General features: G+C 66.7%; 16 protein-coding genes. 5 read left to right on the top strand and 11 right to left on the bottom strand.

Going from position 1 to position 20,900, the window contains the following annotated elements:
- Positions 1-36 precede the first annotated feature (36 nt).
- From EL337_RS18045 to EL337_RS18060, 4 genes are all read left to right on the top strand, one after another.
- Positions 37-1,566: an amidase gene (locus EL337_RS18045; protein WP_048633054.1), complete on the top strand. Its 1,530-nt coding sequence runs from the start codon at positions 37-39 to the stop codon at positions 1,564-1,566.
- Between the two features lie 10 nt (positions 1,567-1,576).
- Positions 1,577-2,074 (top strand): CAP domain-containing protein, encoded by a 498-nt coding sequence (locus EL337_RS18050; protein ID WP_048633055.1) that lies wholly within the window; start codon positions 1,577-1,579, stop codon positions 2,072-2,074.
- Between the two features lie 64 nt (positions 2,075-2,138).
- The gene (locus EL337_RS18055; RefSeq protein ID WP_048633056.1) at positions 2,139-4,796 is read left to right on the top strand and encodes a LuxR C-terminal-related transcriptional regulator; all 2,658 of its coding nucleotides are present in this window, start codon (positions 2,139-2,141) and stop codon (positions 4,794-4,796) included.
- A gap of 139 nt (positions 4,797-4,935) precedes the next feature.
- The gene (locus tag EL337_RS18060) at positions 4,936-7,998 is read left to right on the top strand and encodes an ATP-binding protein (RefSeq protein ID WP_232786824.1); all 3,063 of its coding nucleotides are present in this window, start codon (positions 4,936-4,938) and stop codon (positions 7,996-7,998) included.
- A 1-nt stretch (position 7,999) separates the two neighbouring features.
- Here the strand turns inward: EL337_RS18060 and EL337_RS18065 are convergent, their stop codons facing one another.
- The 11 genes from EL337_RS18065 to hrcA all read right to left on the bottom strand — a co-directional run bounded on the left by EL337_RS18065 (position 8,000) and on the right by hrcA (position 20,431).
- Positions 8,000-9,466 carry a PE-PPE domain-containing protein gene (locus EL337_RS18065; RefSeq protein ID WP_232786827.1) on the bottom strand — a complete coding sequence of 489 codons (1,467 nt, stop codon included), beginning with the start codon at positions 9,464-9,466 and terminating at the stop codon, positions 8,000-8,002.
- Between the two features lie 284 nt (positions 9,467-9,750).
- Positions 9,751-10,668 (bottom strand): GTPase Era, encoded by a 918-nt coding sequence (gene era, locus EL337_RS18070; protein WP_048633058.1) that lies wholly within the window; start codon positions 10,666-10,668, stop codon positions 9,751-9,753.
- Positions 10,665-10,988, bottom strand: coding sequence for a cytidine deaminase-like protein (locus EL337_RS18075; RefSeq protein ID WP_048633059.1), 324 nt, complete (start codon positions 10,986-10,988; stop codon positions 10,665-10,667). The genes era and EL337_RS18075 overlap by 4 nt, the downstream gene beginning before the upstream one ends.
- Positions 10,985-12,283 carry a hemolysin family protein gene (locus EL337_RS18080; RefSeq protein WP_048633060.1) on the bottom strand — a complete coding sequence of 433 codons (1,299 nt, stop codon included), beginning with the start codon at positions 12,281-12,283 and terminating at the stop codon, positions 10,985-10,987. The genes EL337_RS18075 and EL337_RS18080 overlap by 4 nt, the downstream gene beginning before the upstream one ends.
- Positions 12,280-12,870 (bottom strand): rRNA maturation RNase YbeY, encoded by a 591-nt coding sequence (gene ybeY, locus EL337_RS18085; RefSeq protein ID WP_048633061.1) that lies wholly within the window; start codon positions 12,868-12,870, stop codon positions 12,280-12,282. The genes EL337_RS18080 and ybeY overlap by 4 nt, the downstream gene beginning before the upstream one ends.
- 29 nt (positions 12,871-12,899) lie before the next feature.
- A complete protein-coding gene (locus EL337_RS18090; RefSeq protein WP_048633062.1) occupies positions 12,900-13,949 on the bottom strand; it encodes a PhoH family protein in 1,050 nt (349 codons plus the stop codon).
- Between the two features lie 79 nt (positions 13,950-14,028).
- Positions 14,029-16,935: an MMPL/RND family transporter gene (locus EL337_RS18095; RefSeq protein ID WP_048633063.1), complete on the bottom strand. Its 2,907-nt coding sequence runs from the start codon at positions 16,933-16,935 to the stop codon at positions 14,029-14,031.
- Positions 16,932-17,351 carry an MmpS family transport accessory protein gene (locus EL337_RS18100; protein WP_109860137.1) on the bottom strand — a complete coding sequence of 140 codons (420 nt, stop codon included), beginning with the start codon at positions 17,349-17,351 and terminating at the stop codon, positions 16,932-16,934. The genes EL337_RS18095 and EL337_RS18100 overlap by 4 nt, the downstream gene beginning before the upstream one ends.
- A 105-nt stretch (positions 17,352-17,456) precedes the next feature.
- Positions 17,457-18,197: a 16S rRNA (uracil(1498)-N(3))-methyltransferase gene (locus EL337_RS18105; protein WP_048633064.1), complete on the bottom strand. Its 741-nt coding sequence runs from the start codon at positions 18,195-18,197 to the stop codon at positions 17,457-17,459.
- Between the two features lie 3 nt (positions 18,198-18,200).
- Positions 18,201-19,346, bottom strand: coding sequence for a molecular chaperone DnaJ (gene dnaJ, locus EL337_RS18110; protein WP_048633065.1), 1,146 nt, complete (start codon positions 19,344-19,346; stop codon positions 18,201-18,203).
- A 53-nt stretch (positions 19,347-19,399) separates the two neighbouring features.
- Positions 19,400-20,431 (bottom strand): heat-inducible transcriptional repressor HrcA, encoded by a 1,032-nt coding sequence (hrcA, locus tag EL337_RS18115; RefSeq protein WP_048633066.1) that lies wholly within the window; start codon positions 20,429-20,431, stop codon positions 19,400-19,402.
- A gap of 160 nt (positions 20,432-20,591) precedes the next feature.
- Here hrcA and EL337_RS18120 point away from each other — a divergent pair, with 160 nt between their 5' ends.
- Positions 20,592-20,900: a type II toxin-antitoxin system VapB family antitoxin gene (locus tag EL337_RS18120; protein ID WP_048633067.1), complete on the top strand. Its 309-nt coding sequence runs from the start codon at positions 20,592-20,594 to the stop codon at positions 20,898-20,900.

Here is a 20,900-nt window from a genome sequence, read left to right on the forward strand (position 1 = left end):
GATTTCCGGCGCGCAGCGCCGATACTCTCGTAAGTGATGGTCGACTCCTCTTCTTCCCGTAGCGCCTCGCGATCCTGGTTCCCCACGGTGGGCAACCAGTTGTTCCAGCTCGCGAGCGGCAGTGCCACGTCCGTCGACCTGGTACGCCGCTCGCTGGCGGCCATCGAGGTCAGCCAGCCCACCCTCAACGCGTTCCGGGTGGTGCTGGCCGAGCAGGCCCTCGCGGACGCGGCCGCCGCCGACCGCACGCGGGCGGCCGGCACCGACGTGTCCCGACTTCCGCTGCTCGGAATCCCGATCGCGGTGAAAGACGATGTGGACGTCGCCGGCGTGCCGACCCGCTTCGGCGCGGACGGCGAGGTCCGTGTCGCCGAGGCCGACTCGGAGGTGGTGCGCCGCCTGCGCGCTGCCGGCGCGGTGATCGTGGGCAAGACCAACACCTGTGAGCTCGGGCAGTGGCCGTTCACCAGCGGCCCGGCGTTCGGGCACACCCGCAATCCGTGGTCGCGGGAGCACACTCCCGGGGGATCGTCCGGCGGCAGCGCGGCGGCCGTTGCGGCAGGACTGGTGGCCGCCGCGATCGGCTCCGACGGGGCGGGCAGTGTCCGCATCCCCGCGGCGTGGACGCACCTGGTGGGCATCAAGCCGCAACGGGGCCGCATCTCGACGTCGCCGCTGCGCGAGGCGTTCAACGGCATCACCGTCAACGGTGTGCTGGCACGCACGGTCTCCGATGCGGCGCTGGTCCTCGACGCCGCGTCGGGCAACGCTCCCGGCGATCTGCACACCCCGCCGGCGGTGACGGTGTCGGACTACGTCTCCCGGGCACCCGGCCCGCTGCGTGTCGCGGTGTCGACGAAGTTCCCGTTCACCGGTTTCCGGGCCCGCCTGCATCCCGAGATCCGCGCGGCCCTCGAGGGCGTCGCCGACCAGCTCTCCCAGCTGGGCCATTCGGTCATCCACGCCGATCCGGACTACAACCTGCGCATGTCGTGGAATTTCCTGGCACGTTCGACCTCCGGCATCCCGGAGTGGATGGACCGGCTCGGACCCGGCGTCACGTGGGACAAGCGCACGCAGGCCAACGCCCGGATGGGGTGGCTGCTGTCCCAGAACACCCTGAGGAAGGCGCGCGCACACGAGGCGACCACGCAGCAGCGCATCGGCTGGATCTTCAACCTGGCCGACGTCGTCCTGGCCCCGACCACCGCGATGCCGCCTCCCAGGGTGGACGCGTTCGACGAACTCGGCGGAATGGCCACCGACCGCATGATGATCCAGGCCTGCCCGGTGACATGGCCGTGGAACCTGCTCGGCTGGCCGTCGATCAACGTGCCCGCCGGCTTCACGTCCGACGGCCTGCCCATCGGTGTCCAGCTGATGGGTCCCGCGAACAGCGAACCTCTGCTGGTGTCGCTGGCCGCTGCGCTGGAAGCGATCAACGGCTGGGCGACCCGTCAGCCCGACACCTGGTGGGTGTCCCCGCCGCCGACAGGGACGGACCCGCGGCCCGGATTCACCCCCAATCTGACCGCTCCGGACTCGGTCACCGGTCAGGTCGCGTAATCTCCCCGCTGTGACCGTCAGCTTGGTGGAGCGTGCGCTTGCTGCCCTGGTGCTCGTAGGCACCGCGGCAGGCACAGCGGTGGCGGGCATGCCCACCGCCCACGCCGACAACCGACGCCTCAACGAGAGCGTGGCCGTCAACGTCTACACGATCCAGCAGCACAACGACTGCCAGACCGATCTCGAGATCAATCCGCAGTTGCAGCTGGCCGCGCAGTGGCATGCCAACGACGTGCTGCGTAACCGGGCACTCAACGCCGACATCGGCTCCGACGGGTCGACGGCACAGGTGCGGGCGAACAACGCCGGGTTCGTCGGAACCGTTGCCGAGACCGTCGCGATCAACCCGGCGCTGGCCATCAGCGGCATCGAGATCATGAACCAGTGGTACTACCGGCCCGACTACATGGCGATCATGTCCAACTGCGCGAACACGCAGATCGGGGTGTGGTCGGAGAACAGCTTCGACCGCAGCGTGGTGGTCGCGGTATACGGCCAGCCCGGCTAGCGGAACTGCACCCGACCCCACCAAACCCCGCATTCTGCATCGCCGCCCCTCTTACGCTCATAGAGTGCGATTGTGGTGGCCGCTTACCGGCCGCATAGAGGAGTTGCTGACCGTCGAGGCCGCGCTCTCGACCCCGGGCGTCTCCGGCATCGTCGTCCATGGCGCGGCGGGGTTCGGCAAGAGCAGGATTGTGCGTGAGGCACTCTCGGCGGCCGAGGCGCGTGGATGGACGGCCCGGTCGGCAGTCGGCACCACCTCGGCGCGCGCAATTCCGCTGGGAGCCTTCACCGCCTGGGCGCCCTCCGGTGGAACCGAACCCGTTCAGTTGCTGCGTGGGGTCATCGAGTCACTGACCGCCGCAGCGCCAGGTGAGCCGGTGGTGATCAGTGTCGATGACGTCCATCTGCTCGACGATCTCTCAACCTTCGTGGTCCATCAGATCGTCGCGCGCCGCGCGGCGAAGGTGATCCTCACGGTGCTGGACGGAGAACCGATTCCTCCCGGGGTGCAGGACATTTGGAAGGTCGGACAGTTCGACCGCCTACATCTGCAGCCACTACCCCTCGCCGAAACCACCAGACTGCTCGCCGAGACACTGGGTGGCCCTGTGGATCCGGCCGCGGCGGAACGACTCTGGAAGCTAACCCTCGGCAATGTCCTATATCTGTGCACCATCGTTGAGCAGGAGATCGCCGACGGGCGGCTGCGCAATGTGGACGGCTACTGGCACTGGGCGGGTGATCCGACCGTGCCCTCCAGCCTGATAGAGCTGATCGAATCCCGCATCGGCGCAGCACCCGCCGCGGTCGGCGATGTCGTCGACACGCTCGCGGTGGGAGAACCCATCGAGCTGGAAGTCCTCAGGACCATCGCCCGTCCCGGCGCCGTCGAAGAGGCCGAAAATCACGGGCTCATCGCCCTGCAGCCCACCACCGCGGGCATCGATGTGCGGCTGTCACACCCCATCTACGCCGAGGTGCGCCGGCGGCGAGCCCCGGCCACCAAGCTGCGACGACTGCGTGGGCTGGTGGCCAACGAGCTCGCTGCATCCCGCGGCAAGGACGAGATTCACGTCCTGGTACGTCGGGCCAGTTTGAGCGTCGACTCCGATCTGGCGCCCGACGCCGATCTGCTCACCAGGGGTGCCCATGGCGCGGTGTGGCTGGCGAACCTCAGCCTTGCCGACCGCCTCGCTGAAGCAGCGATCCGGGCGGGCGGTCACCCGGAACCTGATTTCATTCGTGCACATGCACTTTCGTGGCTCGGGCGCGGCCTGGAGGCCGAGGCGCTGCTGGCCGGGATCGACCTCGTTCACCTGAGCGACGCGGAACGCGCCCGCTCGACGTTCCTGCGCGCCAGCAACATGCTTTGGGCGTTGGGCGACCCGGCACGCGCGAAACTGCTGATCGACGAGGCGGCGCACTCCGTTCTACCGCAGAATCGCAGCTACATCGACGCGTTCCTGACGGTGTACTGGTTCGCGATGGACCAGCCCACCACAGCGCTGGCCACGGCAGCGAACCTTGCGCTGGACGAACTGCCCCCGGTCGTCGGCGCCGAGGTTGCCTGGGTGCTGACCACTATCGACGGGGACGCCGGACGTGTCGCGGCCGCGGTGGACGACGCAGAGACGGGATACCTCGCCGCCACTCGATCATTCGACGCGCCACACATGCGGTTCAACATCGCGGATTCCCATGTCAGCGCCCTGGTGCTGGCCGGCCAGACCATTGACGCCGCCGACGTCGCCGCGCGAGTGCATCGACAGTCGGCAATTCTCCCCGGGGCAGCACAGTTACTCGGCCCCGCAGTGGCAGGGCGGGCTGCGCTCGGTGCGAGCGAACTACGTTCCGCATGCGACCTGCTGGAGCAGCCGGTGGCCGGGTTGCGCGTCAACCACTCTCTGGGCTGGGGCTTCCGCTACCTGATCCCGTGGGTGACGGCGCTGGCCATTCGTGGCCGCACCGCCGAGGCAGCCGCCGGCCTCGCCGCGCTCGACGATGTGCAACGCCCCTTCCGGACGCTCGACGAAGAGCGCAGCATCGCGCACGCTTGGGTGGCCGCCGGTCAGGGTGCCGTCAGCGAAGCTATTGCCATGCTGTTGTCAGCCGCCGAAAGAGCTTCCCGTAGAGGACGTTTTGCCGCAGAAGTGCTGTGTCGCCAGAGCGCCACCCAGTTGGGAGATCGCACGAGCGCACCCCGGTTACACGAGCTCGAGTCGATCGTAGAAGGTCCGCGCGTTGGCGTAGCGTCACGGTTTGCCACGGCACTGCGGGACGACGATGCCGCTCAGTTGGCAAACGTATCAGGGGAATTCGAGCACATGGGCGATCTCGTCGCTGCCATGGACTCCGCAGCACACGCCTCGCTGGCCCATCGCCGCAAAGGCAAGCGCGGCTCGGCGCTGGCGTGCGCGTCGCGGGCTGATGCGCTGGCCGACCAATGCGGTGCCAGCACACCGGCGCTCTGCCAGGCCAGTAGCCGTCTGCCACTCACAAATCGCGAGCACGAGATCGTGATGCTGATCCGCGAGGGCCTATCCAATCGTGCTGTCGCCGACCGCCTGAAGCTGTCCTCGCGCACAGTCGAGAGCCATATCTACCGGGCGATGTCGAAGACCGGGACCACTCGCCGCGAGGATCTCGCCGCGCTGCTCCCGCGCGGGCCACAGCCGAAGTCACCAATGAGCCGCCGGATGAGCGCGTCGAAGACGGCGGAGTGACGTGAACGCCGAAGAAGCACCGAGCGCAACAGAGCTGATCTGCGGCTCCTGTTGCGCTCAGACGCGTTCGACGGGCAAATTCTGCAGCGAGTGCGGGGCGCGACTCACCCACACGAGCAGTCCGGCTGAATACAAGCAAGTGACGCTGCTGTTCGCCGACGTGGTGCGATCGATGGACCTCGCGGCCACTCTGGACCTGGAGCGTCTGCGCGAAATCATGACCGAAGTCGTAGAGCGGTCAGCGGCTGTGCTGCGGCGCTATGGCGGCACCGTGGAGTACCACGGCGACGGCGTAATGGCAATATTCGGTGCTCCAACAGCCTTGGAGGATCACGCTTTTCGGGCATGTATCGCCGCCCTGGCCATCCAGGACGATATCAAGCAGCTGGCCGCCGTGGTGCGGCGTCGCGACCAAGCGGCACTGCAAGTGCGGGTGGGGCTGAATTCGGGCCAGGTGATCGCTGGGGAGATCGGTGCAGGGTCCCTGGGCTATCGAGCCACCGGCAAGCAGGTCGGTTTGGCGCAGCGGATGGAATCGGTTGCTCCCCCGGGTGGCGTGATGTTGTCGGAGTCCACGGCCCTACTCGTCGAGCGGGCCGTACGGCTGGCTGAACCGGAATGGGTTCACATCAAAGGCGTCATCGAACCCGTTCCCGCGCGACGGCTGCTCGCGATCGACCCACATGCATGCTCGGTCGGCCGCACCGAAGCGGACCTTGTCGGACGACGCCAAGAAATGGCTGCGCTCGACGCATTGTTGGAGCGCGCGATCAATCGACACGGTGGCGTGGTGAATGTGACGGGACCGCCCGGCATCGGCAAGAGCCGGGTAGCACGCGAAATTGCCGCAATCGCCCGGCATCGTCGGGTCGACGTGTTCTGGGCCTTTTGCGAATCGCACGCCACCGACGTCCCGTTCCACGCGGTGACGCGGCTACTCCGGGAGGCCACGGGTCTGACACACCTCGTCGGCGAAGAAGCGCGCGCGCGGTTGCGGACCACGATGCCCGAGGCCGACGCGCAGGATCTCCTTCTGCTCGACGATCTTCTCGGCATCGCTGACCCTGACGTGCCGGTGCCACAGATCGACCCGGATACTCGTCGGCACCGGCTGACCACGCTGATCAACACCGCATCGCTGGTCCGCACTAAACCGGTGCTGTATGTCATCGAAGACGTGCACTGGATCGATGCGGTCAGCGAGTCGCTGTTGGGCGAGTTTCTCGCCGTCATCCCGCGAACATCGTCGATGGTGCTGATCACCAACCGCCCGGAGTACCAGGGGCCGCTCACACGGCTGGTCGGCATCGAAACCATGCCACTTGATTCACTGGGCGATTCGGACACCTCAGCCTTGATCGGGCAGCTACTGGGATCACATGCTTCGGTTGGCGAGCTCGGACTGACCATCGCCGAGCGAGCGGCCGGCAACCCGTTCTTCGCCGAGGAGATGGTGCGCGAGCTCATTCAGCGCGGCATTCTGGACGGTGAGCATGGAAGTTACATATGCCGCACGGATGTCGCCGAGGTAAGCGTCCCAGCCACAGTGCAGGCTGCCATCGGAGCACGCGTCGACCGTCAGCCCATACTGGCCAAACGCACGCTTCAAGCCGCATCGATCATCGGAGCCCGCTTCGGGGCGGAACTGCTTGCCGCCCTTGCCATGAAGCCGGTGTTCGATACGCTCGTCGACGCCGAGCTGATTGATCAAGTGCGGTTCACCCCGTCTGCCGAGTACGCGTTCCGACACCCGCTCATCCGGGCGGTCGTCTACGAATCGCAGCTGAAGACCGACCGCGCCGAATGGCACCGGCGCTTTGCGGCGGTGATCGAAGAGCGCGCGCCGGAGTCGGTGGAGGACAACGCAGCGCTGATCGCCGAACACCTCGAAGCAGCAGGCGAACTGCGAGCAGCGTACACCTGGCACATGCGCGCCGGCGCATGGCTCACCAACCGTGATCTGACCGCAGCCCGGCTCAGCTGGAGAAGAGCAAGCGGCATCGCCGATCTGATACCTGTCGACGATCCCGACCACCTGTCAATGCGAATAACTCCCCGGACCATGCTGTGCGCCACGGATTTACAGGCCCGTGAGGCGCAGGAGAGCCAGAGCCGCTTCGCGGAGCTGCGCGAATTATGCCGCACAGCCGGCGACGAGGTCTCGCTGGCCATCGGCATGAGCGGGCCGGCCACCGAACTCTTGTACGCGGGGCGTGTTCGTGAGGCGGCAAAACTTTCGTCCCAACAAAGGGCGCTCCTCGAGTCGATGGACGATCCCACCCCCGCCATGGCGTTGGCGGCCACCGCCTTCTGCTGCTGGCACGGTGTGCTTGACTTCAACCAAGTCTTGCAGTGGGCGCAGACGATAGTCGACCTTGCGGCTGGTGACCCCGTCAAGGGCGCAGGCTACGGCATCGGATCGCCCCTTGCGATCGCTTTGGCATGGCGGGGCACCGCTCGGTGGTGTCTGGGCGGCCCAGGCTGGCGAAGTGACCTGCACGATGCCGTCGCGCTGGCCCGACAAAGCAATGCGGAGACTCTCTCCGGCGCGATCGCGTGGACCTATGGTATGGCGATGCAGTACGGCGCACTCCGGGCTGATGCTTCCCTGTTGTGCGCCGCCGAGGAAGCGGTGCAGACGGCCCAGTGCGCGAGCAATGACCGCGCAATGGGATTGGCCGCGTACACACTTGCCGTCGGCATGCTGCTCCAGGATGACGCGGCCGACCGTCGACGCGGGCTCGACCTGATGTTGATGACCCGCGAAATCTGGCTGCGCAGGCGCATCCTCTTCCTCATCCCGGTCACCGACGTCTGGGCCGCCCAAGAATCGGTCAGGCGTGGCGATCGGGATGCCTCGATCAAGGCACTGCGCCGTGCCGTCGACGAACTGGGCGTCGGATACCCCTTCTATTGTGTGTGGGCTACCGGCGTTCTGGTAGAGACGTTGCTGGCGCGTGGCACCCAGGGCGACCTGGCCGAAGCCCACGAGGCGGTGAACTGGTTGGCGGCGCTGGCGGCAGAAAACGATTCGGTGCTGTTCGAGATCACGCTGCTGCGGCTGCGTGCGCTGTTGACCCGCGCTTACGGCGACGAGACCGCTTACCTGGACCTGGCGGGTCGCTACAGACAATGCGCTGAATCGCTTGGCTTCGAAGGACATCTGGCATGGGCCCGAGCGATGACGGACGGCCGCCGCTAGCTCAATGAGAGCCACCTCCATCAACGTCTGCGGACGAATCACCTGCTGAGGAACTTTCTTCAGCAGGCGCCGAAGCCTTCGGCATTGACGAGGCGGACGACGACCCCTCAGACGTCGCCGTTCCGACAGCCGTAGTTTCGGTCGGCTCCTGGTCCGCTACTTCGATCGAGTCTTCAACCGCCTCAGTGCCTTCCGACCCGCCACCAGTTGGCAGATCGGTGGTCGTAGATACATGTCCGTCTTCAGCCGCGGCTTCCATCGAATCCTCCTCGGCGGCGTCAGCCGGCATCGCCTGCTCGGTGTGGGGCGCGACGGTCGTAGTCACCAAGGTCTGAACGACCTCTGTCTCAACGACTTCGGCAGGTGGTTCCGCATCGATAACAGGGACGGCGGTTTCGGGTATCGGCGGCAAGCCGACCAGAGCCAACGCGTTGTCGATGCCTTCACCGATCGCGGCGCCGAGAGAGGCGAACACCGTCGCCGCGTCGAGTTTCGGGAACAACCGCGCAGGTGTCGGCTCCCACAGCGGGATGCTGCGGTCATAACCGAGTTCGACGAGCACCCTGAAGAACGGCTCGACCACATCGATCAGCGGCTCGGGCACACCGAGCATGCGTAGCGGAGCAAACAACGGCAGATCCCGGGTCTCGAAGAAGTAGAAGGTGGAGTCACCATGGGTGCCTTGGTACGCCGGCGAAGTCGTCTGATCTGCCGGCAAGCTGACGTCGAAAGGACGCGTGTGTAGGTAGAGGATGCCCAGGACGGCGTTCAGATCGGCGATGAGGTTGATCGGATACAACGGAAAGTCGGCGAAGCCGTCGTACTGCGTGGAAATCACGACCGAGTCGAAGACGGTGTCGGTCGGCGCAGGCCCGTTGAACGTCCAATCGAGAATCGGGATGTAGACGCCCGGGAACCGGGCATACAAGCCGCCGTTGGGCACATTGACCGAACCTTGCAGCACGAAGTCGACATCGGGCGCCGCCTCGCCCTCCGGGTATTGCTCAGCTAGCTTCTTCTTGACGACGTTGGCAACGCCCGCACCCAGTGACAGGCCGTAAATCACGACACTGTCGGAGGGATATTCGGTTAAGGCAGCTTCCAGGTTGGCGGCCCCCGCCTCGATCGATTGATCAGCGGTGAGGTCGAACAACCCAGAGAGCTTCCACCACGGCTCATCGGGCCAGGATGGACCGCCGGGCCCAAAGATTCTGGGATCCCCGAACACAGACCCGAGAAGCCGCAACACCCCGGTGAGCGGCCAAGACTCCCCTGGAGCCGTCACCGCGACCGGCGTGATGGTCTGATCCGGATGAGTCGGCGTTACGAACCTGTCCATGATCGCCTTAACGCCGGCGTCGTCCCAGGTCGGACAGGTGATACCGCACACCAGCAGCGCGGTGGAGTCAGCAGACAGTCTCACGGCCGGCGAGATCGGTGAAACCGCGACCGGTGCAACAGTGATCATCGTGGCCAACAGGGAAACGCCGAGCGACGCCGTCGCGCGCGTCGCTTTGCGACAGCGCTGTCGCATTCCGGGTGTGCCCGCCGCACAGCCCCGACCGAAGTGATGTGTGTTGCCCATGATCCGCCCTCTTCGTCAGTCCTGGCGGAACGGTGGCTTGCCGCGTCTGATCTGGAGTTCCGCGAGGCGAATCTTTCTCGCATGCGGCGCGGGGCATCTCAGTAGGGCACTACTGCAGTTTCATTGACCTCCGGCGGGACTACCTAATCTAGGCCCACGCGACTGATTCAGAAGCCGAGCCGGCCAAGCTGTTTGGGATCGCGCTGCCAATTCTTCGCGATCTTGACGCGCAGGTCGAGATAGACCTTGGTGCCCAGCAGTGTCTCGATCTGGGTGCGGGCGGCGGTACCGACCTCACGTAGGCGGGCGCCACCCTTGCCGATCACGATGCCCTTCTGCGAATCTCGCTCGACATAGAGGATGGCGCGCACGTCGATCAGCGGATCGTCCTCGGGGCGGCCTTCTCGCTGCTCCACCTCGTCGATCACCACTGCCAGCGAGTGCGGGAGTTCGTCGCGCACACCTTCCAGTGCCGCCTCGCGGATCAGCTCGGCCATCAGCACTTCTTCGGGCTCGTCGGTGAGCTCGCCGTCGGGATAGAACGCGGGACCCGGCGGCAGTTGGGCGACAAGCACATTGGTGAGCACGTCGAGCTGGATACCTGAGGTCGCCGACACCGGCACGATCTCGGTCTCGGGTCCCACCAACTCGCTCACGGCGAGCAGCTGTTCGCCGACCCGATCCTTGGACACCTTGTCGATCTTGGTGACGATCGCGATCAGGGTCGTTCTCGGTGCGACGGCGCGGATCTGCTCGAAGATCCAGCGATCCCCCGGCCCGATTTTCTCGTCGGCCGGGATGCACAATCCGATGACGTCGACCTCGGAGTAGGTGTTCTTGACCAGCTCGTTGAGCCGCTCGCCGAGCAGCGTGCGGGGCCGGTGCAGGCCTGGCGTGTCGACCAGGACGATCTGAAAGTCGTCGCGATGGACGATGCCGCGAATGGTGTGCCGGGTGGTCTGCGGCCGGTTCGACGTGATCGCGACCTTCTCCCCGACCAGCGCGTTGGTCAGCGTCGACTTTCCCGTGTTCGGCCTACCGACGAAACAGACGAAGCCCGAACGGAATTCGGCGGCCGAGCTCACAGCGGGGTGCCCGACCTGTCGGTGAAGATGAGCACGGCATCGCCGGACAGTTCCCGTACCGCCGCCACCCCCGCGTCGTCCGGCGTGCCTCCGACCAGCACGGCGGCTTCCAGCCCCGCCGCACCGCTGGACACCGCGGCCGCCACGGCGGCCTGCAGCGCAGTCAGCGTGAGCGCGTTCAGGCCGACAGGTGCGCCGGCGTAGGTGCGGCCGTCGAGATCACGCACGGCGGCGCCGCTGCCGGCCTCGGCCCGGCCCATCGCGCCACGGGCCAGCACCACCAGCTTGGCGTCCTCGCCGTCGATCGCCTGCTCGCTCATTCGTGTCCTTCTCCGTTGGTGTCCTGCGGTTCGACGGGGCTGACCAGCACGGTGCCGATCCTGACCCGGCCCCGCGGATCCGGTCCGCCCTCGGCACGCAGCCGCAGACGGTCCCACGTCACCTCGGCACCCGGCAGTGGTACCCGGCCCAGCTCGAAGGCGACCAGCCCGCCGACGGTGTCGACGTCGAAGTCCTCGCCGAACTCGATGTCGTAGAGCTCGCCGAGGTCTTCGATCGGGAGCCGGGCCGACACCCGGTACTGGCCGTCACCGAGCTCCTCGACCGGCGCCACCTCGTCGGTGTCGTACTCGTCGGCGATCTCGCCGACGATCTCCTCGAGCACGTCCTCGATCGTCACCAGTCCCGCGATCGCGCCGTATTCGTCGACCAGCAGCACCATGTGAACGCGGTCGCGCTGCATCTCACGCAGCAGCTCGTCCAGCGGCTTGGAGTCGGGGACGAACGCAGCCTTGCGCATCACGTCGGTGACCCGGGTGTCGCGGCCGCCGTTGGTCGAGTAGTACGTCTTCTGGACGAGGTCCTTGAGGTACACAACGCCGATGACGTCGTCGACGTTCTCGCCGATCACCGGGATGCGGGAGTGCCCGCTGCGCACCGCCAGCGAGGTGGCCTGACCGGCGGTCTTCTCGCTCTCGATCCACACCATCTCGGTGCGCGGGACCATGACCTCGCGGGCAGGGGTGTCTCCGAGCTCGAACACCGACTGGATCATCCGGCGCTCGTCGTCGGCGACGACACCGCGCTGCTGGGCCAGGTCGACGACCTCACGCAGCTCGATCTCGGAGGCGAACGGGCCGTTGCGGAAGCCACGGCCGGGCGTCAGCGCGTTACCGATCAACACGAGCAGCCGGCTCACCGGCAGCAGCAGGACTGAAATCGCTTGCAGCGGAAGCGCCGTCACGAGGGCGATGGTGTAGGCGTTCTGCCTGCCCAGGGTGCGCGGGCCAACACCGACAGCGACGAAACTGACGACCGCCATGATCGCCGCCGCCGCGACCAGTCCCCATGTGACGCCGAGCCCGCCGTCGAGGAATGCGGCCAGCAGCACGGTGGCGCTGACCTCGCAGGTGATGCGCAGCAGCACGATGAGGTTGATGTAGCGGGGCCGTTCGAGCATCACCCGGGAAAGGCGCACCGCCCCCGGCCGCTCGTCGCGGACCAGCTCCTCGACGCGGGCCATCGACACCGTGCTCAGCGCCGCATCCATGGCGGCGAACAGTCCGCCGAACAAGACCAGCACGATCGCGCTGATGAGTTGACCGGCAGGGTTCACGATTCGTCGCCGAAGTTCACTTCATCGCCGGGGTGTGGATGATCGCCGGGGTGTGGACGATCGAAGTACCGGGATTTGTCGAGCAGCCGGCGGTCCTTGTCATTCTGCCGGTCCTGGTGGTAGGCCTCGACCTGTTCGGCGACCCATTCTTCGAGCAGTTCGCGCTGCAGGGCGAACATCTCTTTTTCCTCATCGGGTTCGGCGTGGTCGTAACCCAGCAGGTGCAGTACGCCGTGCACCGTGAGCAACGCCAGCTCCTGGCCGAGGGTGTGTCCCGCGTCGGCGGCCTGCGTGGCCGCGAACTCGGGGCACAGCACGATGTCACCGAGCATCGACGGTCCCGGCTCGGGCGAGTCCGGCCGCCCGCCGGGCTCGAGCTCGTCCATCGGGAAGCTCATCACGTCGGTCGGACCGGGCAGATCCATCCAGCGCATGTGCAGATCGGCCATCGCCGGGGTGTCCAGCAGCACCATTGACAGTTCAGCGGCCGGATGCACGTCCATCTTGCGGATGACAAAACGGGCGACGCTGACCAATTCCTCTTCGGAAACGTCGATGCCCGATTCGTTGGACACCTCGATGCTCATCGCTTCTCAGCGTTCATGTTGGCAGTCCGTTACCTACGTGGGCGTCCGGCGCTGTGCGAGCGCCGCTCGGCCCGGTTCATCAGAGTCGGCTCCTCGGCCCTGGCGTAGGCGTCCACGATTTCGGCCACCAAGCGGTGCCGGACGACGTCGGCACTGGTGAGCTCGGCGAAGTGGATGTCGTCGATACCGTCGAGGATGCGCATGGCGGCGCGAAGACCCGACGAGGCGTTGCCGGGCAGGTCAACCTGCGTGATATCGCCTGTCACAACGATTTTCGAGTTGAAACCGAGGCGGGTGAGGAACATCTTCATCTGCTCGGCGGTGGTGTTCTGCGCCTCGTCGAGAATGATGAACGCATCGTTGAGCGTCCTGCCTCGCATGAATGCCAGCGGCGCCACCTCGATCACGCCGGCAGTCATCAGCTTGGGGATCAGCTCCGGGTCCATCATGTCGTGCAGCGCGTCGTACAGCGGGCGCAGGTACGGGTCGATCTTCTCGTAGAGCGTGCCCGGCAGAAAGCCCAGCGACTCACCGGCCTCCACCGCGGGGCGGGTCAGGATGATGCGGCTGACCTGCTTGGACTGCAACGCGGCGACAGCCTTGGCCATCGCGAGGTAGGTCTTGCCGGTGCCGGCCGGCCCGATACCGAACACGACGGTGTGCTTGTCGATCGCGTCGACGTAGCGCTTCTGGTTCAGCGTCTTGGGCCGGATCGTCTTACCGCGACGCGACAGGATGTCCAGCGTCAGCACCTCGGCGGGCGACTCCTCGACACTTCCCGCCAGCATCGCCACGCTGCGCCGGACCGTGTCCGGGGTCAGCGGCTGGCCGCTGCCCACCACCTCGACCAGCTCGGCGATGACGCGCTCGGCGAGCGCGACGTCGGCGGGTTCGCCCGTCAGAGAGACGGCATTGCCGCGGGCGTGGATATCAGCGGCGAGCATCGACTCAAGCGCGCGAAGATTCTCGTCGGAGGAACCCAACAGGCCCATGACCAGAGCGGGCGGCACATCGATCCTGCTGCTGCTTCGGACCGAGGCGTCAGATGCGTCCGAGCGTGCGTTCTCGCGGGGCGACACGTGTGGTTTTCTGCCTGCTTTCTGGGTAGCGCCTGATGATGCTGAGTGAAACCCCAGTTTAGCCCGGCGCACCGTCACGTCACAGCTGATATCCCCCCGGATCAGCCGGAGACGTCTGGACCGGCTGCAGACGAGGCGGACGCGGCGGTCGAGTGCGCACCACGAGCGGCCACCAGAACCAGCGGCCCAGCAGCGTCGCGATGGCGGGCATCATGAACGCCCGCACGATGAACGTGTCGAACAGCAGGCCCAGGCCGATCGTCGTTCCGACCTGCGCCATGATGCGCAGGTCGCTGACCACCATGGACCCCATCGTCAACGCGAACACCACCCCGGCGACCGTGACGACACTTCCGGTGCCGCCCATCGCACGGATGATGCCGGTTTTCAGACCGGCCGGGATCTCCTCCTTGAACCGCGACACCAGCAGCAGGTTGTAGTCCGATCCGACGGCGATCAGCGCGATGATCGACAGCGCGAGGACCATCCAGTGCAGCTCGATGCCCACGATGTGCTGCCAGATCAAGATCGAGATGCCGAACGACGCCCCCAGCGACAGCGTGACCGTGCCGACGATCACCAGCGCGGCCACCAGGCTGCGGGTCAGCACCAGCATGATCATCAGCACCAGGCACATCGCCGAGATCACCGCGATCAGCAGGTCGTACCGGGATCCGTCGGACATGTCCTTGAACGTCGCCGCGGTGCCGCCCAGCTGGATCGTCGCGCTCTCCAGCGGTGTGCCCTTGAGCGCCTCGATCGCGGCGATCTTGATGGGCTCGACCCGTTGCAGCGCCTCTTCGGTGGTCGGGTTGCCGCGGTGGGCGACGAGCATGCGGACCGTCTTGCCGTCCGGCGAGAAGAACGCCTCCATCGCCCGCTTGAAGTCCTCGTTCTCGAACACCTCCGGCGGCAGATAGAACGAGTCGTCGTTCCTGGACTCGTCGAACGCCTTGCCCAGTTCGGTCGAGTCGCGGGTCAATTCGTCCATCTGGCCGTAGAACCCGTTCATCGTGGAGTACGTCGTCAGCATCATCTGCTGCATGTTCTCCATCGTGGCGATCATCGGCGGGAAGGTCGCGAGCATCTCCGGCATCAGGACCTTCATCTGATCCATGTTCCCGATCGCCACGTCGAAGGTGTCGGTCATCGTGCTGATGCCGTCCATCGAGTCGAACAGCTGCCGGAACGCCCAGCAGATCGGGATGTTGTAGCACTTCGGTTCCCAGTAGAAGTAGTTGCGGACCGGCCGGAAGAAATCGTCGAAATCCGCTACGGTGCGCCGCAATTGGTGGACGGTGTCCCGCATGTCCTGCATGTCGTCGATCATCGCGATGGTGACGTTGTTGAACCGGGACATCAGGTTCTGCATCTGCTTCATCGTCGCGATCGTCGTGCCGATCTCGTCGGCCTGCGTACGCATGTCCGCGATGCGGTCCTTCATCAGCTTCATGTTCTGCTGCTGCCCGACGCCCTGCATGCTGATCAGGAACGGAATCGAGGTGTGGGCGATCGGTGCGCCGTCCGGCCGGCTCGGTGCCTGCACGCGGGCCACCCCCTCCACGCCGAAGACCCGTTTGGCGAGGCGGTCCAGGATCAGGAAGTCCGACGGATTGCGCAGATCGCGGTCGGCCTCGACGAGCAGTACCTCGGGGCTCATCCGCGACAGCGAGAAGTGTTCGGTCGCCGCCTGCAGTCCCGCGTTGGCCGGAATCGACGCCGGGATGTAACGGGTGTCGTCGTAGCTGGTCTGGTAGCCCGGCAGCGCGGCAAGGCCGATCAGGGCCAGCGCCAGGGACGCCACTAGGATCGGGCCGGGCCAGCGCACCACCGTCGCGCCGACGCGCCGCCACGTGCGGATCCGCATGGCGCGCTTGGGTTCCAGCAGACCGAAGCGACTTCCGATGGTGACGATCGCGGGACCCAACGTGAGTGCGACCGCAACACCGGAGATGATGCCGACCGCGCACGGGACACCCATGCTCTGGAAGTAGGGCATCCGGGTGAACGACAGGCAGTACATGGCGCCGGCGATCGTCAGGCCCGAGCCGAGCACGACGTGCGCGGTGCCGTGGAACATCTCGTAGTAGGCCTGTTCGTGGTCAGCGCCGGAGGCGCGGGCCTCCTGGTAACGGCCCACCAGGAAGATCGCGTAGTCGGTGCCCGCGGCGACGGCCAACGACACCAGCAGGTTCACCGCGAACGTGGACAGGCCGATGAGCTGCATGTGGCCCAACGCGGCGACGACCTGACGGGCCACCAGCATCTGGACACCCACCATGAGCAGCAGCAGGATCACCGTCGTGGCCGAGCGGTAGAAGAACAGCAGCAGCACGATGATGACGACGAACGTCACCGCCAGGATCAACGCCATGCTGCTCTCGCCGGCGATGGTCACGTCGGCGGTCAGCGCCGCCGGCCCGGTGAGATGCACGCGTACCCCGGCCGGCGGCGGTGAGGTGTCGACGACCTCCCGGACGGCCTCCACCGACTCGTTGGAGGCCGTCTCGCCCATGTTCCCGGCGAGGTAGAGCGTGACGTAGGCGGCTCTGCCGTCGGAGCTCTCGGCGGCTGCCTGGGTCAGCGGGTCACCCCACGTGTCCTGGATGTTGCGGACGTGGTCCGGCTCGGCCCTGAGCTTGTCCAGAAGCTGGTCGTAGTAGGCGTGGGCTTCGTTTCCGAGTGGTTGGTCGCCGTCCGGATGGTCTGGGTCGCTCTCCAACACGATGAGCGCGATGGAATCGGATTCCGACTCCCCGAACAGCCGGCCCATGTCGGCCATGGCCTGCATCGACGGCGCATCGCTCGGGCTCATCGACACGGCGTTCTGCGCGGCGACGATCTCGAGCTGAGGCACCAGCACGTTCAGCGCCACCACCACGAGTACCCAGGCGAGGATGATCGGGGCCGCGAGGTGGCGGATCCACTGCGCGAGGAACGTTGGCTCGCGCAGCTGCGTCTGCGCCGGGCGGTGGGACAGCCTCATGCCGACTTCGTGAAGCAGTAGATGTAGGCACTCACGTCGGAGGCGGTGCGCTCGTCCTTGACGGTGCCGTCGGCCGTGATCCGGCACCCGAGGTAGTCACCGTCGCCCTGTGCCACAACGTTTCCCACCATCGCCGGGGAGGTGGTCTCGACCTCGACAGACCAGGGCAGCGCCGCCCCGACGATCTGGTTCGGGTCGCCCTCGGCGTCGATGTAGTTGATGTCGGCGTACGCACCGGGCTGCCCGAACACCTCGTAGCGGACCACCTTGGGGTCGGACCTGTCTCCGTCGCTGGACACGCTTCCCGCATAGGTGGGCAGCTGCTGCGAGCCGAAGATGTTGCGGATCCGCCATACCGCAAAGCCTCCGACGACCAACACGATCACCAACACGATCGGTATCCAGGCGCGGGTCACACGGGTGAGAATCGGGAGTCCTTCTGGATGGGCGCAGCCTCGGGCATTGGAGGGAAGGCTAACCTATCTAGCGGGACCCCGGTGCGCTACCCCCAGGGGGTGTCGTCAGCTCCAGCGCGGCGTCAGGACGCCGAGTGCGCCGAGCGCCACCGCCGCGGCGGTCGACGTGCGCAGCACCGACGGGCCGAGGCGCACCGGGACGGCACCGGCCTCGGTCAGTGCGGTGATCTCGTCGTCGGAGATGCCACCTTCGGGACCGACCACCAGCGTCAATGCCCCCGCCTGCCCGACGGTCACACCGGTCAGCGGTTGCGTCGCCGATTCGTGGAGCACCAGCACGCTGCCCGCCGGCGCGGCCCGCGTCGACTCGACCAGCCCGCTTGTGGAGATCACGCCGTCGACGGCAGGGATGTAGGGCCGTCGGGACTGCCGCGCCGCGGCTCGCGCAACGGCGCGCCACCGGCGCAACCCCTTGTCCACCTTGGCCGGACCGTCCCAGCGCGCCACGCACCGTGACGCCTGCCAGGCCACGAACCCGTCGGCGCCGACCTCGGTGGCCAACTCGATGGCGAGCTCGCTCCGGTCGGACTTCGGCAGCGCCTGGACGACGGTGACCGTCGGGGTGGGTGACTCGACGACTCTCCGGTCCTGCAGGCGGGCCGCCAAGCGGCCTTTCGCGACGTCCTCGACGACGCAACGCGCGACGGTGCCCGCGCCGTCGGACAGGTCGAGCTGCTCCCCCAGACGGGTTCTGCACACCGTGGCCGCGTGGTGACCCTCATCGCCGTCGACGACGGCCAGTTCACCGATGTCGGGAAGCGCGTCGACGTAGAAGAGGCTCCGCATGGGCTAACGCCCGGTGAACGTCTCGCGCAGCCGGGAGAACAGACCACCGCCGTGGCCCGCGGCACCGCTCTGGGCGGTACGGACCTCGGCGACATCGTTGGTGCGTCCCTTGAACGAACGCAACAGTTCGATGCCCTCGTGGTCGAGTCGGGACGGTACGACGACGTCGATGTGGGCGTGCAGATCACCACGAACACCGGAGCGCAGGTGGGGCATGCCGTGGCCGCGCAGCGTGGTGACCGAGCCGGGCTGTGTGCCCGCGCCGATCGTGATGTCGACGGAGCCGTCGATGATCCCCTCGACCGACACGGAAGTGCCGAGCGCGGCATCGACCATCGGCACCGAGATGGTGCAGTGCAGGTCGTCACCGTCGCGCACGAACACCGGGTGCGGCTTCTCGTGTACCTCGACGTAGAGGTCGCCTGCGGGCCCGCCGCCGGGCCCGACCTCGCCCTGTGCGGCGAGCCGCACCCGCATCCCGTCGCCGACGCCGGCGGGGATCTTGACGCTGATCTCGCGGCGAGCGCGCACCCGGCCGTCACCGGAGCACCGATTGCACGGATTCGGGATGACCTCGCCGACCCCGCCGCAGACCGGACACGGCCGTGAGGTCATGACCTGGCCGAGCAGTGAGCGCTGCACCGTCTGGATCTCGCCGCGGCCACCGCAGGTGTCACACGTCGCCGGGGCGGAATCGCCGTGGGTGCCCTTGCCGTGGCACAGGTCGCACAGCACAGCGGTGTCGACGGTGACCTGCTTGGTCACGCCCGTCGCACACTCGGTCAGGTCGAGACGCATCCGCAGCAGCGAGTCGGAACCGGGCCGGACCCGCCCCACCGGGCCGCGGGAGGCGGTGCCGCCGCCGAAGAAGGCCTCGAAGACGTCGCCCAACCCACCGAAGCCGGAGAATCCGCCGCCACCGGCGCCCGCGGACTCCATCGGATCGCCGCCCAGATCGACGATGCGGCGCTTCTCCGGATCGCTGAGCACCTCGTAGGCGACGCTGATCTCCTGGAAGCGGGCCTGAGCGCCCTCGTCGGGATTGACGTCGGGGTGCAGCTCACGGGCAAGCTTGCGGTAGGCGCGCTTGACCTCCGCATCACTCGCGCCTTTGCTCACTCCGAGCAGCCCGTAATAGTCGCGTGCCACGCTCAACCTTTCCCGCCCGCCGCTCCGCCCCGAACCCTTCGAGGGTGGGTGCGTCAGCGGTTACCTAGAACCTCGCCAATATAAAGAGCAACCGCGGCGACGTTGGTGATAGTTCCCGGATAGTCCATCCGTGTGGGACCCAACACACCCATGCCGCCGAATACCTTGCCCGAGCTGCCGTAAGCAGTGCTGATCACCGACGTACCCGCCATCTGTTCAGCCTCGGTCTCGTGACCGATCCGTACGGTCACCTTGCCCGCCTCCTGCTGTTTGGCCAGCAGCCGCAACACCACGACCTGCTCCTCCAGCGCCTCCAGTACCGAACGCAACGAGCCGCCGAAGTCCGCGGTATTACGCGTCAGGTTAGCCGTTCCACCCAGCAGCAACCGCTCCTCGGTGTGCTCGACCAGCGTCTCCACCAGCACGGTGGCCGACCGGCCGACCGCGTCGGCCAGGCCGCCCTGCCCGTTGAGGTGCTGGGCCAGATCCGACACCGCCACCGAGGCGGCCGTGAGCGGTTTGCCTTCCAGCGCCTGCCCGAGCAGGTCACGCAGTTGCCCCAGCTGGGCCTCGTCGATGCCGTCGCCCAGCTCGACGACGCGCTGATCGACGCGACCCGAGTCGGTGATGACGACCAACAGCAGCCGGGCGGGGGTCAGCGCCACCACCTCGAGCCGTCGCACCGACGAGGCGGACAGCGTCGGGTACTGCACGATCGCGACCTGGCGCGTGAGCTGTGCCAGCAGTCGAACGGCGCGGCGCAGGACGTCGTCGAGGTCTACCCCGGACTCCAGGAACGACAGGATGGCGCGTCGCTCGGCGCTGGACATCGGCTTGACGTCGTCGAGCCGATCGACGAATTCGCGGTACCCCTTCTCGGTGGGGACCCGACCTGAGCTGGTATGTGGCTGGGCGATATAGCCCTCGGCCTCCAGGACGGCCATGTCGTTGCGCACCGTCGCGCTGGACACGCCGAGGTTGTGCCGCTCGACGAGGGACTTGGAACCGATGGGCTCCTTGGTCGCGACGAAGTCGGCAACGATGGCGCGCAGAACCTCGAATCGACGGTCGTCGGCGCTGCTCATTGTTCACCCACCTGAAGAAGAGGAATACTCGTGGCGTTCATTTTACGGTGATCACCACCCAACCCATCGACCGAGCGATCCGGCGCAGCAGGCTCGGGCAGGTTAACCTAACGAGTCTAAGCAAAACAGTGCGGTGGCAACGGGCAGCGAAGGCGCTTCGATGATCTTCAAAGGGGTTCGCGACGGCAGGCCATACCCTGACCACGGGTTGTCCCATCGGCAGTGGGCCCAGATCCCGCCCCGGCAGATCCGTCTCGACGAGCTGGTGATGACGACCACCGTGCTCGCGCTGGATCGCCTGCTCTCAGAGGACTCGACGTTCTACGGCGACCTGTTCCCGCACGCGGTCAGATGGCGCGGCAACGTCTACCTCGAAGACGGCCTGCACCGAGCGGTGCGCGCCGCGCTGCGCAACCGCACGGTGCTACACGCGCGGGTGTTCGACATGGATACGCCACTGCCGGCCTGA

Origin of the sequence: Mycolicibacterium aurum (assembly GCF_900637195.1) — a bacterium.
GTDB lineage: Bacteria > Actinomycetota > Actinomycetes > Mycobacteriales > Mycobacteriaceae > Mycobacterium > Mycobacterium aurum.